The following is a 14,290-nucleotide window of genomic DNA, read 5'->3' as shown; positions in this document are numbered from 1 at the left end:
CCACGCAACGCGCTCACGCCTGTTTCGCCGGCAGCCATGCCTTGACCCCGTGCTGCAAGGCGCCGCGCAGGTCGATCAGCTTGCGGTGGAAGAAATGGCTGGTGTCGGGCATGCGCACCAACTCGGGCTGCTGCGGCAGCGTCTCCAGCCAGTCGTACACGGCCTGCGGCTCGACGATCTCGTCGGCGTCGCCCTGGATCACCAGCCACTGCGGCGGCGGTTCCACCCCGGTGAAATCCCAGCGCCCGGCGGGCGGCGCGATCGAGACCAACGCCTGTGGCTGCAGCGCGGCGCTAGCGCGCAGGGACACATAGGCGCCGAAACTGAAGCCGGCCAGCCACAGCGCGTCGTGCGGGCGCTGCGCGCGCACCCAGGCCGCCACTGCGGCCAGGTCCTGCTGCTCGCCGTCGCCATGGTCGAAACTGCCGGCCGAGGCGCCGACGCTCCGGAAGTTGAAGCGCACCACATGCACGCCGAGTTCGCGCAGCGCGCGGGCGACCATCGTCACCACCTTGTTGTGCATGGTGCCGCCCTCGGTGGACAGCGGGTGGCAGACGATCGCAGTGACCGGCAAGGCGGACACCGCGGCATCGGGCAGATCGACCGCGGCCTCGAGCGGGCCGACGGGACCGTCCAGCGTCAACGCGCCGGATTGAGTAGGGAAAGCGGGAGAGGTCATGCGCTCATAATAGCGGGGCTGGGTGCAGGCCACATGCAGGCCACGCGCACGCAGCGTTCCCTTCCCCGACCGGATCCCCTGCGCGTGGCGTTCGTTCTTCTGAGTGTGGTGTGCAGCGTGCTGGTCTCGGCGCTGCTGAAGCTGGCGCCGCGCCGGCGCATCGACCTGGCCCAGGCGGTGACCTGGAACTATCTGGCCGCCGCGTTGCTGTGCGCGGCGCTGCTGCAACCGCCACTGGCCACATTACGTAGCGCGCAGACGCCGTGGATCGCGCTGCTGGGCCTGGCCGTGCTGCTGCCGGCGCTGTTCCTGGTGCTGGGCCGCGCGGTGGCGCTGGCCGGCATCGTGCGCACCGACGCGGCGCAACGGTTGTCGCTGCTGCTGTCGCTGGCGGCCGCGTTCGCGCTGTTCGGCGAGCGCGCCAACGGCGACAAGCTGGCCGGGCTGATGCTGGGCCTGCTGGCCATCGCCGGCATCGTGCACCGGCCCGAACCGGTGCCGGCCGGCGCAGCGCGCGCCGCGCCATGGCTGCTGCTGGTGTGGGCCGGCTTCGCCCTGATCGACGTGTCGCTCAAACGCATCGCCCAGGCCGGCACGCCGTTCGCCGCCTCGCTGCTGGTCGCCTTCGCGATCGCCTTCGTGTTGCTGCTCGGCGTGCTGCTGTGGCGGCATCTGCGCGGCACCGCGCCGCTGGCCTGGCGCAACGTCGGCGCCGGGCTGCTGCTGGGCACGCTCAACTTCGGCAACATCGCGTTCTACGTGCGTGCGCACCAGGCGCTGCCGGACAGCCCGGCGGTGGTGTTCGCGGCGATGAACCTGGGCGTGATCGTGCTCGGCGTGCTGCTAGGCGTGCTGATTTTCGGCGAGAAGACCAGCGCCTGCAACCGCGCGGGTCTGTTGGCGGCGCTGCTGGCGATCGTGCTGATCGCGGTCGGTGCGCGCGGTTAGCGGTGGTGCGTGCGCCACGGGTTCTGTCGCGGCTGAAGCCGCTCCTACACGGCCTGCGGATCGCCTGCTGGGTGCACTGTAGATACCGTCTTCCTCCCTAACAGACAAGGGTCTTTTGAGGATCGAAGGGCGTGCGTGATTTGAGCACGCCGTAGGCGATGTGCAGCAGCTTGCGCATGGCGGCGCAGATGATCTGCTTGTTGGCCTTGCCACGCTCGCGCATGCGCTGCTTCAGCGCACGGACGACTGGGTTGTGGGTCATGGCGACCAAGGCCGGCAGGAACAGGCCGGCGCGCAGGCGCGGGGAGCCGGTGCGGGAGATGCAGACCTGGCCCTGACGCTTGCCGGACTCCTGCAGCCGGGGGTTGAGCCCGGCAAAGGCGGTCACTGCCGAGGCATGGGCGAAGCGCTCCACATTGCCCAGTTCCGCCAGCATCAACGCCGCGCTGGTGCCGGCGATCCCGTCGATGCTCACCAGCAGTTCGCGCTGCCCACGCAAGGTGGGGTCCTGATCGATCTGGTCGTCGATGGCCCGTTCGATCTGCGCGATGCGCGCCTGCAACTGGCCGATGTTCTCCAGGAGCGAGTCGCGCACCACCAGTGCTGCGACGTCTAAGCGGTTGCGCTCCATCTGCAGCATCTGCAACAGGTCGTCCCGGCGCCGCACCAGCGCCTTGAGCCGCTTGAGCGCCGGCGGATCGGGCTGCCAGGGCCGCAGCTGGGCCGCATGGCGCTGGCCGTAGCTGGCGATCAGCTTGGCATCGCTGCGGTCGGTCTTGACCCGGGTTAGCTGGCTGCGTGCATACAGCGCCATCTGCGCCGGATTGAGCACGCACACGCGGTATCCCAACCCATACACGAACTCGGCCAGGGCCTCGTGGTAGGTGCCGGTGGCTTCCATCACGATCCAGCTGTCCGCCTGCGCATGGGTTTGCAGCCACGTCTGCAGGATCTGAAAGCCCTTCGGATCGTTGGGGAGCTTGGCCTTGGTGCGGTACTTGCTGTTGGCCAGGTCGATAGCCAGGTCGAAACTGCGTTTGGCGACGTCGATGCCGACGACTGGGGACATGAGCGATTCCTCCATCGTGGGGTGAACACGATCATCGCTGCGCCCGGTCCTGCCTTGTGGATGCGAGTTCACGCCAGCGGCGGACTCTGGATACCGTACGGACATCGTGGGCCAGCAAACGGAGGGCGGGAGCCGATCTACAGCACAAGCTCGAAGCTTCAGGAGCGACTGGACTTCCGGCACCTCCTCCGATGATCAGTCGGAAGACATAACGCCGTAGGGGCCCTATGTCCAGATACAAGGAGCGGCTTCAGCCGCGACGAACGCAGCGCGGAGCCATCCATGCAGGGCCGGTGTCTGGACCAATGCGGCCCACACGCCAAGCCCGAAACGTCGAAGCCATCGGCAACAAACTCAGCGCCGCCACACCGGGAACGGATCGGCCAGCGCCTGCCAGGCCAATGGCCCGCGCCCCAGTTCGGTGTCGTTGAGCAGGCAGGCGTCGAGTTCGGCGCGCACCCGCGCTTCGTCCAGGCCGACACCGATCAGCGCCAGCTCCTGGCGGCGGTCGCCCCACAGCGGATGCCACAACGCGCGCAAGGCTGCGTATTCGCGCGCGTCGCCCACCTCTTCGACCTGCGGCGGCGGCGCGCTCCAGCACGCGCTGTGCTGCCGCTGCCAACCCAGCTCGGTGTAAGGCAGCGGTTGCGGCGGCAACGGCAGCGGGGTGTCCAGCAGGCCCTGCTCCACGCGTTCGCGCGCCGCGTACCAGAAGCCGGCCGCCTGGGTCTGCGTGGCCGCGCCGACGATGGACAGTTCGCCGACCCAATCCATGCGACTGGCCAGCCAGAAGAAGCCCTTGCTGCGGATCACGTCGTGCAGGCCGCGCTGCGCCAGGCGCGCGAAGCGCAACGGATGGAACGGACGCTGCGCGCGGTAGACGAAGCTGCCGATGCCGAACTGCTCGGTCTCCGGCGTGTGCTCGCCGCGCAGCGCCTGCATCCAGCCCGGCGCCAGCTGTGCGCGCACGAAATCGAAACGGCCGGTGTCCAGCACCAGGTCCAATGGCACGTCGCCGTCGCGGGCCTCGACAATGCGCGCATCGCGGTTCAGCGCGCGCAGCACCGCGCGGGTGCGCGCCACCGTGTCCGCGCTGGCCAGGTCGCACTTGCCGATCACGATCACGTCGGCAAATTCGATCTGCTCCACCAGCAGGTTGACCAGGCCGCGTTCGTCGTCGGCGCCAGCCTGCAGGCCGCGCTCGGCCAGGCGCTCGGTCGAGCCGAAATCGCGCAGGAAGCTCACCGCATCGACCACCGTGAGCATGGTGTCCAGCCGCGCCACATCCGCCAGGCTGAAGCCGTGTTCGTCGCGCACCGCGAAGGTGGCGGCGACCGGCATCGGCTCGGAAATGCCGGTGGATTCGATCAGCAGGTAGTCGTAGCGGCCGCTATCGGCCAGACGCTGCACCTCCTGGCGCAGGTCCTCGCGCAGCGTGCAACAGATGCAGCCGTTGCTGAACTCGACCAGGGTCTCTTCGGTGCGGCTGAGCGCGGCGCCGCCGTCGCGGATCAGCGCGGCATCGATGTTGATCTCGCTCATGTCGTTGACGATCACCGCCACGCGGCGGCCGTCGCGGTTGCGCAGCACGCGGTTGAGCAAGGTGGTCTTGCCGGCGCCGAGGAAGCCGGACAGGACGGTGACGGGAAGGCGGCGGTCGAGCACGGCGGTCGAGGGCATGGCGAACGTTGGCAAGCGGCTTTGGATGTCACCTTCACATGTTACTGTATAACATGTCAATCCCGGTCGGATCGCGCACCAATGCGCTCCCTCACCCCGGGCTTGAAGCCTCTATAAAACGCCCCTGTCCATCCGGTTCGGATGGCATCGTCGGCGGATGTCGGTGACTGCGTCGCCGAGCATCCGCGGTATGCGCAACCGTTGATGCATCACGTTGCTGCACGCCAACCCCTCGCTTCAGACGAAACAACTTCGCATTCCTTGCACCTGGAGGCGCGCGATCACGTAGCGTTGTTTGATAATCGATCGTCGGAAGTTGGCCATGAAGCTATCGTTTTTCAACAAATCAAGGGTCGCTCCTGAGCCAACCGCCACGCCTGCTGGCAATCACGTGCATGGCGCTGCCAAGACCGATGGCGCGGCGAGCATCCCGCAGCCGTTGGGCCGCGCCCCTCGTTCCCATTCGGGGGGGGATGCAGGGAGGCCGAAGGATCTGCTCAGCGCGATGCAGAAATCATTGAATTCGGCACAAAAATCGCTGCTTTCGCTGCAAAGGAAAATATCCCAGCAGCAGACTGCAACCTCGCCACGGCCATCGCGCGAAGCGTCGGGACCGGCAAATGTCGCTGGTCGCCGGCCAACGGCAACGGCAACGGCAACGGCCTTCAGTAAACAGCAACGCCATGCCACGCAAGCGTCCGGAAACGCGCCACAACGCAGCACCCGTCCACCTGCTGCAGCCGCTCCGACCCGACCCGCGCCACAGGCCGCGCCGATGCGCCGCGCTGCCCATGCCCAGGCGATGGAGGGCATGCCATCGCGCGCGCACCCCAAGCCCTCAACGCACTATGGCAAACACGATGCATTGATCAACATGCTGCATGAGGAACGCGATCCGACCCCATTGGAGCAGCACTTGCTCAATGAGCTGAAGGCTGAATTGAGCGTACCGACGCACAGACCCGACCACGCACATGCCCAGGCCCAGGCCCAGGCCGAAAAGCCAATCGCGCAGCGTACCCGTCGAGAACCTTCGATCCGCGCCCTGAATGCGGAATTGGCTGCACTGGACAAGGCGAAATACGCGATATCGAGCAAACTGTTGGAAGAAAATCGCGAGCCGACGCCGCAGGAGCAGCATGTGCTCGACAGCCGCACTGCGCTGATCAAGACGCGCAACCAGGCGCGCGATCGCCAACTCGCTGACATGCTGCGCGCGCTCGGGCCACTGGAGACGATCTCTGCGCCAAGGACCACCACCAGCCGTGTGGCCAGCGTCCAGCAAGATGTCATGCAGTTCAATGCGAACAAATTGCGTGCTGCCCAGGCACAAGGACTGCAGCCGGCGAAGTTCGCGCGCCATTACGCGCGCGCCGAGCGCCGTCTGCAGTCCTTGCGCGATAGCGGCGCGCCCCACAAAGATGTGCGACTTCTCGAACGCATGATGCAGGGCTACGACAATCTTGTGAAGCTGGAAAAGATCGTTCAGGACACCGACGATCAGTTGGAGCGCATGGGCGCGCGACGGCTCATGGATAGCATTCCGACGACCCCCGAGGAACGGGTGCAGATGCGTGAAAAAGACTATGCCGAGGAGGATGAGGCAAACGCTCAGGGCTACTACTACTAATCCGAGCCGGATGGGACGCCTGCTCGCGTCGCGGCGAAATGCAATGAACGCCGGTCGGCATGGCAGTGAGATGCCAAGCCTGGACACAGGCAGCGAAGGCTATTTCAGGTCGTCCAGCATCCCGGCCATCGCGCCCCCACCTCCCCGCTTGGGCGTCATGATCGCGCCATCGACACCGCTGTCGCCTGCAACGGCAGCGGTGCATCCAGCAAGCGCGATGCGACGCGTTTGCGGCCCGCAGCGCAATGTTATTATATAACGCTATTGCGCCGGAGTCGCCGCCCATGAAATCCCTGCCCCACCCCTTTTTCGACGCCTCCGCGGTGCTGCTGTCTGCGCTGTGCCTGGCGCACTGCCTGGCCCTGCCCTTGCTGGCTGCCGCCCTGCCGCTGTTCGGCGTGTGGGCGCAGGCCGAGTGGGTGCATGGGTTGTTCGTGGCGATCGCGCTGCCGCTGGCCGGGCTGGCGCTATGGCGCGCACAGCGGCAGGGTCCGCTGCCGTGGCCGCTGTGGACGATGGCCGGGCTGGGCCTGTGCGGATTGCTGGCCGGCGCGACCGGATTCCCCAGCGCGCAGGCCGAGACCCCGGCCACCGTGGCCGGCAGCCTGCTACTGGCGAGTGCGCACCTGTGGAACTGGCGGCGCAATGGGCATCGGCCCTGCTAGGGGATTGCGGATTGGCAAAAGCGGGGACGCGTACGCTTCTTTCTTCGGTGAATCAGCTACCCACGCAGCTCTGCGCGATTCCTGGATTCGAGGCAGCGCCCCCCACCCGATCGCCGCAGCTCGCGCCGCTCCGCTGCAACGCATCCCGCATGCCGACTCTCAGAGTTCAAAGCCCAGCAGCAATGGGGCGTGATCGGAGCTGCGCCACGGGCCGGGCAGATTGCGTTCGCGGTAGCCGTCGGTGTCGGGCGAATCCGCGTTGACGTGCCATTCGGCCGCGCCGCGCAGCTGCGGCGCCAGCGCCGGACTCAGCGATGCGCAGGTTACTTCAGGTTCGACAGCATCCAGTCCACCGTGGCGTGGACCTGCGCTTCGCTGAGCGCCGGATTGCCGCCCTTGGGCGGCATTCTCCCGCCATCGGGGCCGGTGTAGCCCTCGATCGCGTGCTTGTACAGCGTGTCCTTGCCTTGCGCGATGCGCGCATCCCAATGCGAATGATCCAGGGTCGGCGCCTTGCCGACGCCGGTGGTGTGGCAGGCGGTGCACAGGTTGTTGAAGATCACCTTGCCGTCGGTGGTGCCGCCGTAGGCGACCTGCGCCGAGGCCTTGGCCAGCGCCGCCGCCTGCGCGGCGGCCTGCGCCGCGGCGCCGGTGCTGCCGGCATAGACCGCGCCCGCCGGGGCGATGCGTTCCTCGGTGCGCTTGAGCGCCACCGGCGAGACCTCCGGCGGAATCGATCCGTGCAAATACGCAGCGAACGCGATCAGCCCGAGCGTGATGATGGCCAACAGGCCGAGCACCAACGAGAACCGCTTGAGGAATTCGAGGTCGTAATTCCGCACATCACACCCCTTTGGCACGTGGTGACCGAACCACCGCTACGCAGCCGAGTATAGCCAGCGTTTGCCGCGCACGGCAGTCCGGCGAGGCGTCGAATCGCAGACGTTGCTTGCTGCATCGCAGCAGTTTTGCGTCGCGCCGGGAGACGCCATCGGCAATATGGCTGTTTCCATGCGCTGCTGGCAGCGCAGCCGCGAACCGCGACCGCGTCGTCCTGCACGCGGCCGGGGCGGCGCCGACACGGCGCTGCGCAAGCGCGCCCTATCCCGCCTGCGCGCTGCCGACCGCGCGCAGGCAGAAGCCGCATACCGCCTCGACCAGGCGGTGGCTGTCGCGCGGGCCGTCACGGCTGGGCGCGGTCGGCCCGACCAGGGCTTCGGTGTAGGCGCCGACCAGGCAGGCGGCGGCCGCGTCCAGGTCCTGCGCCGGGAATTCGCCCGCGGCCACGCCCTCGGCCAGGATGCCCTTGAACAGATCGCCGAACAGGCGCCGGCAGCGGATGCGCTCGGCGTCCACTTCCGGCTCCACCGGCTCGGCGATGAAGGCGTAGGCCAGCCCAGGCCCGGCCAGCGCGCGGCGCACGAACGAGGCGATCGCCGCGCGCAGGCGCTGCGCCGCCGGTGCCGGTTCGGCGGCGATGCCGCGCAGGATCGCCAGCTCGTGGTCCACCGCCGCGGTCAGCACTTCCACGAACAGCTCGGCCTTGGACGGGAAGTGGCGGTAGATCAGCCCGGTGGACACCCCCGCCTCGGCCGCCACCGCGGTCACCGGCGCACCGCGGAAACCGCCGGCGGCGACCAGCCGCCGCGCCGCCAGCAGGATCCGCTGGCGGTTGCCGGCAAGGCGTTCTTCCATCAGCGCGGAGCGTTTGTAGGCCATGGGGTGATTCCAGGTTCAATTAATGAATTATTGTTCACTTCTTCGCCGTTCCCGGCTACGCTGGGGTCCATTCCCCGGCGCCGCCTGGATTCTAGGCGTCCCGTCCGCCGCACGCCTGCCTCCGGAGCCCGCCATGCTGATGCCGTCGTTGAATTTCGAATTGGGCGAGGACATCGACCTGTTGCGCGACACGGTGGCCGCCTTCGCCGCGCGTGAGATCTCGCCACTGGCCGAGCAGGCCGACCGCGACAACGCGTTCCCGGCGCCGCTATGGCGCAAGCTCGGCGAGCAAGGCCTGCTCGGCCTGACCGTGGAGGAGGAGTACGGCGGCAGCGCGATGGGCTACCTGGCGCATGTGGTGGCGATGGAGGAGATCTCGCGCGCCTCCGGCGCCATCGGCCTGTCCTACGGCGCGCATTCGAACCTGTGCGTGAACCAGCTGCGCAAGAACGGCAGCGCCGCGCAGAAGGCGCGCTACCTGCCGCGGCTGTGCAGCGGCGAGCACGTCGGTGCGCTGGCGATGAGCGAGCCGGGCGCCGGTTCGGACGTGGTTTCGATGAAGCTGCGCGCCGAACTGCGTGGCGACCACTACGTGCTCAACGGCAACAAGATGTGGATCACCAACGGTCCCGACGCCGACGTGCTGGTGGTCTATGCCAAGACCGACCCGGCCGGCGGCGCGCGCGGCATCACCGCGTTCCTGGTTGAGAAGGGCATGCCCGGTTTCAGCACCGCGCAGAAGCTGGACAAGCTCGGCATGCGCGGCTCCAACACCAGCGAGCTGGTGTTCCAGGATTGCACCGTGCCGGTGGAGAACGTGCTCGGCAGCGTCGGTGGCGGCGTGCGCGTGCTGATGTCGGGCCTGGACTACGAGCGGCTGGTGCTGTCCGGTGGCCCGCTCGGGCTGATGGCCGCGGCGATGGACGTAGTGATGCCGTACGTGCACGCGCGCCGCCAGTTCGGCGAGGCGATCGGCAACTTCCAGCTGATCCAGGGCAAGCTGGCCGACATGTACGTGGGCCTCAACGCCTGCCGCGCCTATGTGTACGCGGTGGCGCGCGCCTGCGACGCCGGCCGCACCACCCGCCAGGACGCCGCCGGCGCGATCCTGTACGCGGCCGAGAAGGCGACCTGGCTGACCGGCCAAGCGATCCAGGTGCTCGGCGGCAACGGCTACATCAACGACTACCCGACCGGACGCCTGTGGCGCGACGCCAAGCTGTACGAGATCGGTGCCGGCACCTCGGAGATCCGCCGCATGCTGATCGGCCGCGAGCTGTTCGAGCGGACCAAGTGATGCGATGCGCAGTGATGTGATGCGCTTCGTGCAGGAGCGGCTTTAGCCGCGACACGCTCCCGCTACAGTGTCGCGGCTGAAGCCGCTCCTACACGGAGTCTCTTTTCCTCCTTTCGATAGCCCTGCCATGAGCGTGATCCAGACCCAGTTGCAACCCGGCAGCGATGCTTTCGCCGACAACGCCACGGCGCTGCGCGCGGTGGTCGACGACCTGCAGCAGACCCAGGCGCGCATCGCACAGGGCGGCAGCGCCGCCGCGCGCGCCAAGCACCAGGCGCGCGGCAAACTGCTGGCGCGCGCGCGCATCGACGCGCTGCTCGATCCGGGCAGCGCCTTCCTGGAAATCGCCCCGCTCGCCGCGCTGGGCCTGTACGCCGACGAGGTACCGTGCGCCGGCGTGGTGGCCGGCATCGGCCGGGTGTCCGGAGTGGAATGCGTAATCGTCGCCAACGACGCCACGGTCAAGGGCGGTACCTATTACCCGATGACGGTGAAGAAGCATCTGCGCGCGCAGGAGATCGCGCAGCAGAACCGGCTGCCGTGCATCTACCTGGTCGATTCCGGCGGCGCGTTCCTGCCGCTGCAGGACGAGGTGTTCCCGGATCGCGACCATTTCGGCCGTATCTTCTACAACCAGGCCAACCTGTCGGCGCAGGGCATCGCCCAGATCGCCTGCGTGATGGGTTCGTGCACCGCCGGCGGCGCCTATGTGCCGGCGATGAGCGACGAGACGGTGATCGTGCGCGAGCAGGGCACCATCTTCCTCGGCGGCCCGCCGCTGGTGAAGGCGGCCACCGGCGAGGAGGTCAGCGCCGAGGAACTGGGCGGCGCCGACGTGCACACGCGCATCTCCGGCGTGGCCGACCATTTCGCCGACAACGACCTGCAGGCGCTGGCGCGGGTGCGCGCGATCGTGGCCCAGCTCAACTGGCGCAAGCCCACCCCAGCGTTGGCGTTGCGCGCGCCGGAGCCGCCGCTGTATCCGGCCGAGGAACTGTACGGCGTGATCCCGGCCGACCCGCGCAAGCCGTTCGACGTGCGCGAGGTGATCGCACGCGTGGTCGACGGCTCGCGCCTGGACGAATTCAAGGCGCGCTACGGCACCACGTTGGTCACCGGCTTCGCCCATCTGCACGGTTATCCGGTGGGCATCATTGCCAACAACGGCATCCTGTTCTCCGAGTCGGCATTGAAAGGCGCGCACTTCATCGAACTGTGCGCACAGCGCGGCATCCCGCTGGTGTTCCTGCAGAACATCACCGGCTTCATGGTCGGACGCAAGTACGAACACGGCGGCATCGCCAAGGACGGCGCCAAGCTGGTGATGGCGGTGGCCTGCGCGAAGGTGCCCAAGTTCACGGTGGTGATCGGCGGCTCGTTCGGCGCAGGCAATTACGGCATGTGCGGCCGCGCGTATTCGCCGAATTTCCTGTGGATGTGGCCGAACGCACGCATCGGGGTGATGGGCGGCGAACAGGCGGCGAGCGTGCTGGCGACGGTGCGCCGCGACGGCATCGAGAGCAAGGGCGGCGCCTGGTCGGCCGAGGACGAAGTTGCCTTCAAGACGCCGATCCGCGAGCAGTTCGAACAACAGGGTCATCCCTACTACGCCAGCGCGCGGCTGTGGGACGACGGCATCATCGATCCGGCGCAGACGCGGCGGGTGCTGGGATTGGGACTGTCGGCGGCGTTGAACGCGCCGGCGGAACCGACCCGGTTCGGGGTGTTCCGGATGTGAGCGGGCACGACCGCCCTGCTGTGCAGTCACGGCGGTCGGCGGCCGTCCCACAGGCCGTGGCCGCCAGCTCTGCCGTTGCCTCTGCCTATGCTGTTGCTGTTGCTTCTGCTGTTGCTTCTGCTGTTGCTTCTGCTGTTGCTGTGGCCTTTGCTTTGCTTTTGATCTACGGGGTCCCCTCAGCGCGGCAGACCCGGCGGGCGAATACCCGAAGGGCGGCGCGCAGGATGCGCGACGTTTTTCGTTGGCACATGGATGTGCCATCGAAAAATGCCCGTTGGGGCTGCGGACCCGGAGCGCGTAGCGCGGAGGGCGCGCTGCGGGGTGTGCTTTCTTTTGGTTACTTTTCTTTGCACAAGCAAAGAAAAGTGACCCGCGCCAGCGGAAGCTCTTGCTCTTGCTTCAAAGCTTCAAAGCTTCAAAGCTTCAAAACACCAATGCCAGAAGCAAGATAACGGCAACCTCAAAGGCAAAAAGCTTTCGCCTTACGGCGAGTCACTTTTCTTTGCTCGCGCAAAGAAAAGTAACCAAAAGAAAGCGCGCCCTGCCTCGCGCCCTCCGCGCTGCGCGCTCCGGGTCCGCGTCCATGCCGGGGATTCACGGAAGGGGCATCCTGCCCCTGCCGCGAACGGCGCACATCCATGTGCGCCGCCCCTTCGGGGTTTTTCCCCGCCATGGCCGCCGCTGCGGAAGGGAACCCAGTAAGTCAAAAGCAATGGCAACAGCAACAGCCAAAGCAACAGCAACTGCAACAGCAACCGCAACCGCAACTGCAACCGCAACTGCAACCGCAAGACACGACACCCCTTTTTCAGGCAACTGACCATGGCCACGCCCGACCTGCCGATGTTCGACAAGATCCTGATCGCCAATCGCGGCGAGATCGCCTGCCGCGTGATCGCCACCTGCCGCATACTCGGCATCGCCAGCGTCGCTGTGTACTCCGATGCCGACCGCGACGCCCGCCACGTGCGCCTGGCCGACGAAGCCATCCACATCGGCCCCGCCCCCGCGCGCGACAGCTACCTGCGCGGCGAACGCATCCTCGACGCCGCCCAGGCCAGCGGCGCCCAGGCGATCCATCCCGGGTACGGGTTCCTCTCGGAGAACGCCGACTTCGCCGAAGCCTGCGCCGTACGCGGCATCGTGTTCATCGGCCCGCCGCCGGCAGCGATCCGCGCCATGGGCGACAAGAGCGCGGCCAAGGCGCTGATGCACGCCGCCGGCGTGCCGCTGACCCCGGGCTACCACGGCAAGCGCCAGGAGCCGGAGTTCCTGCGCGAACAGGCAGACGCCATCGGCTATCCGGTGCTGATCAAGGCCAGCGCCGGCGGCGGCGGCAAGGGCATGCGCCGGGTCGATCGCCGCGAGGACTTCGTCGCCGCGCTGGCCGCCTGCCAGCGCGAAGCGCAGGCCGCGTTCGGCAACGCGCACGTGCTGGTCGAGAAATACGTGCTGCGCCCGCGGCATATCGAGATCCAGGTGTTCGGCGATACGCATGGCGAACTGGCCTACCTGTTCGAACGCGATTGCTCGGTGCAACGCCGCCACCAGAAGGTGCTGGAAGAGGCCCCGGCGCCGGGCATGAGTGCCGAACGCCGCGCCGCAATGGGTAAGGCCGCGGTGGAAGCGGCGCGCGCGGTGAGCTATGTCGGCGCCGGCACGGTGGAGTTCATCGTCGCGCCCGACGGCGCGTTCTACTTCATGGAAATGAACACGCGGCTGCAGGTGGAGCATCCGGTCACCGAGTGCATCACCGGCACCGATCTGGTCGAGTGGCAGCTGCGCGTGGCCGCCGGCCAGCCACTGCCCAAACGCCAGCATGAGCTGGCGATCCGCGGCCATGCGCTGGAAGCACGGCTGTATGCCGAGGATCCGGCGCGCGGCTTCCTGCCCTCGACCGGCACGCTGCAGCATCTGCGCCTGCCGGCGGCGGATGCGCACACCCGCGTCGATGCCGGCGTTGAGCAGGGCGATGTCATCGGCCCGCACTACGACCCGATGATCGCCAAGCTGATCGTCTGGGACGAAACCCGCGCGCGCGCGCTGCGGCGCATGCAGGCGGCGCTGGCCGCGTGCCAGGTGGTCGGCGTGGCCACCAATGCCGCGTTCCTGCAGCGCCTGATCGGTACCGCTGCGTTCGCCGGCGCCGATCTGGACACCGCGCTGATCGAGCGCGAGCATGCGGCGCTGTTCGAAACCGCGCCCGCCACCGCCGAGCCGACCTGGCGCCTGGCCGCGCTGGCCTGGCTGCTGCACGAGCGCACCGAGGCCGCGCAGCTCAGCGACCCGCATTCGCCCTGGGACCTGCGCGACGGCTGGCGCCTGGGCGAACCCGCGCCGCGCAGCCTGATCCTGCAACAGGGCGATGCGCGCCGCACGCTGCGCGCGTCGGCGACCGACGCGGGCTGGCGCATCCACGACAACGCCACCGACGCCGTGCTCCTCGCCACCGGTAGCCTGCAGGACGGGCGCTTGCTCGCACAGCTCGATGTGCACCGCGTGCACGCCGACGCGGTGTTCGCCGGCAGCCGCCTGCATCTGTTCGTCGCTGGCCAGGCGCATCTGTTCGACCTGCACGATCCGGTCGCCGAGGCCGACCAGCCGATCGCCGAGGCCGGCGGGCTGACCGCGCCGATGCCCGGCCGCGTCGTCGCGCTGCTGGTCGCGCCCGGCACCCGCGTGGCGCGCGGCACGCCGTTGCTGGTGCTGGAGGCGATGAAGATGGAGCACACCCTGCAGGCCCCCACCGACGGCGTGGTGCACGGCTACCGTGTGCGCGAGGGCGAGCTGGTCGGCGACGGCGTGGCGCTGCTGGAGTTCGAGGAGGACTGAGCACGGGTCCGCACGCCGCGGCGCGCGCGCACA

Annotated in this window: 10 protein-coding genes and 2 pseudogenes; 7 read left to right on the top strand and 5 right to left on the bottom strand. The window is 68.0% G+C overall.

Going from position 1 to position 14,290, the window contains the following annotated elements; all coding sequences use genetic code 11:
* Positions 1 to 13 precede the first annotated feature (13 nt).
* Positions 14 to 679, bottom strand: a complete 666-nt coding sequence (locus ISN38_RS11000; protein WP_003469239.1) for an alpha/beta hydrolase — start codon at positions 677 to 679, stop codon at positions 14 to 16.
* A gap of 84 nt (positions 680 to 763) precedes the next feature.
* Between ISN38_RS11000 and ISN38_RS10995 the strand changes: the two genes are divergently transcribed.
* Entirely contained in the window at positions 764 to 1,627 is an 864-nt protein-coding gene (locus tag ISN38_RS10995) for an EamA family transporter (protein WP_038237995.1), read from the top strand.
* A 97-nt stretch (positions 1,628 to 1,724) separates the two neighbouring features.
* On the opposite strand, the gene ISN38_RS10990 is transcribed toward ISN38_RS10995, so the two are convergent.
* Together ISN38_RS10990 and ISN38_RS10985 are read right to left on the bottom strand one after the other, a co-directional pair.
* Complete coding sequence (locus tag ISN38_RS10990) at positions 1,725 to 2,696, bottom strand: IS110 family RNA-guided transposase (protein WP_047324345.1); 972 nt, start codon at positions 2,694 to 2,696, stop codon at positions 1,725 to 1,727.
* Positions 2,697 to 3,050: 354 nt separating this feature from the next.
* Positions 3,051 to 4,376 (bottom strand): GTP-binding protein, encoded by a 1,326-nt coding sequence (locus ISN38_RS10985; protein WP_003469236.1) that lies wholly within the window; start codon positions 4,374 to 4,376, stop codon positions 3,051 to 3,053.
* A gap of 322 nt (positions 4,377 to 4,698) precedes the next feature.
* Between ISN38_RS10985 and ISN38_RS20370 the strand changes: the two genes are divergently transcribed.
* Together ISN38_RS20370 and ISN38_RS10975 are read left to right on the top strand one after the other, a co-directional pair.
* Complete coding sequence (locus ISN38_RS20370) at positions 4,699 to 6,006, top strand: hypothetical protein (protein ID WP_241753930.1); 1,308 nt, start codon at positions 4,699 to 4,701, stop codon at positions 6,004 to 6,006.
* Between the two features lie 284 nt (positions 6,007 to 6,290).
* Entirely contained in the window at positions 6,291 to 6,671 is a 381-nt protein-coding gene (locus ISN38_RS10975) for a MerC domain-containing protein (RefSeq protein WP_003469231.1), read from the top strand.
* A gap of 323 nt (positions 6,672 to 6,994) precedes the next feature.
* Here the strand turns inward: ISN38_RS10975 and ISN38_RS10970 are convergent, their stop codons facing one another.
* Both ISN38_RS10970 and ISN38_RS10965 read right to left on the bottom strand, forming a co-directional pair.
* Positions 6,995 to 7,513, bottom strand: coding sequence for a c-type cytochrome (locus ISN38_RS10970; protein WP_003469229.1), 519 nt, complete (start codon positions 7,511 to 7,513; stop codon positions 6,995 to 6,997).
* 259 nt (positions 7,514 to 7,772) lie between these two features.
* Positions 7,773 to 8,390: a TetR/AcrR family transcriptional regulator gene (locus ISN38_RS10965; protein ID WP_003469226.1), complete on the bottom strand. Its 618-nt coding sequence runs from the start codon at positions 8,388 to 8,390 to the stop codon at positions 7,773 to 7,775.
* Positions 8,391 to 8,523: 133 nt separating this feature from the next.
* On the opposite strand from ISN38_RS10965, the gene ISN38_RS10960 reads away from it, so the two are divergent.
* The 4 genes and pseudogenes from ISN38_RS10960 to ISN38_RS20845 form a co-directional block, all read left to right on the top strand.
* Complete coding sequence (locus tag ISN38_RS10960) at positions 8,524 to 9,687, top strand: isovaleryl-CoA dehydrogenase (protein ID WP_058358653.1); 1,164 nt, start codon at positions 8,524 to 8,526, stop codon at positions 9,685 to 9,687.
* Positions 9,688 to 9,814: 127 nt separating this feature from the next.
* Complete coding sequence (locus ISN38_RS10955; RefSeq protein WP_003469221.1) at positions 9,815 to 11,425, top strand: carboxyl transferase domain-containing protein; 1,611 nt, start codon at positions 9,815 to 9,817, stop codon at positions 11,423 to 11,425.
* A gap of 822 nt (positions 11,426 to 12,247) precedes the next feature.
* A pseudogene (locus ISN38_RS10950) lies at positions 12,248 to 13,945 on the top strand (acetyl-CoA carboxylase biotin carboxylase subunit); the annotation flags it as partial.
* 45 nt (positions 13,946 to 13,990) lie between these two features.
* A pseudogene (locus tag ISN38_RS20845) lies at positions 13,991 to 14,257 on the top strand (acyl-CoA carboxylase biotin carboxyl carrier protein subunit); the annotation flags it as partial.
* Positions 14,258 to 14,290 lie beyond the last annotated feature (33 nt).

Source organism: Xanthomonas translucens pv. undulosa, from assembly GCF_017301775.1.
GTDB classification, from domain to species: Bacteria; Pseudomonadota; Gammaproteobacteria; order Xanthomonadales; family Xanthomonadaceae; genus Xanthomonas_A; species Xanthomonas_A translucens.
Note: the sequence above shows the minus strand (reverse complement) of the source record. Positions and strands in the feature narration are given on the sequence as shown.

Excerpts from the sequence above, each read along its gene's own strand:
- ISN38_RS11000 (WP_003469239.1), bottom strand. The coding sequence starts at position 679 with ATGACCTCTCCCGCTTTCCCTACTCAATCCGGCGCGTTGACGCTGGAC.
- ISN38_RS10990 (WP_047324345.1), bottom strand. The coding sequence starts at position 2,696 with ATGTCCCCAGTCGTCGGCATCGACGTCGCCAAACGCAGTTTCGACCTG.
- ISN38_RS10985 (WP_003469236.1), bottom strand. The coding sequence starts at position 4,376 with ATGCCCTCGACCGCCGTGCTCGACCGCCGCCTTCCCGTCACCGTCCTG.
- ISN38_RS20370 (WP_241753930.1), top strand. The coding sequence starts at position 4,699 with ATGAAGCTATCGTTTTTCAACAAATCAAGGGTCGCTCCTGAGCCAACC.
- ISN38_RS10975 (WP_003469231.1), top strand. The coding sequence starts at position 6,291 with ATGAAATCCCTGCCCCACCCCTTTTTCGACGCCTCCGCGGTGCTGCTG.
- ISN38_RS10965 (WP_003469226.1), bottom strand. The coding sequence starts at position 8,390 with ATGGCCTACAAACGCTCCGCGCTGATGGAAGAACGCCTTGCCGGCAAC.
- ISN38_RS10960 (WP_058358653.1), top strand. The coding sequence starts at position 8,524 with ATGCTGATGCCGTCGTTGAATTTCGAATTGGGCGAGGACATCGACCTG.
- ISN38_RS10955 (WP_003469221.1), top strand. The coding sequence starts at position 9,815 with ATGAGCGTGATCCAGACCCAGTTGCAACCCGGCAGCGATGCTTTCGCC.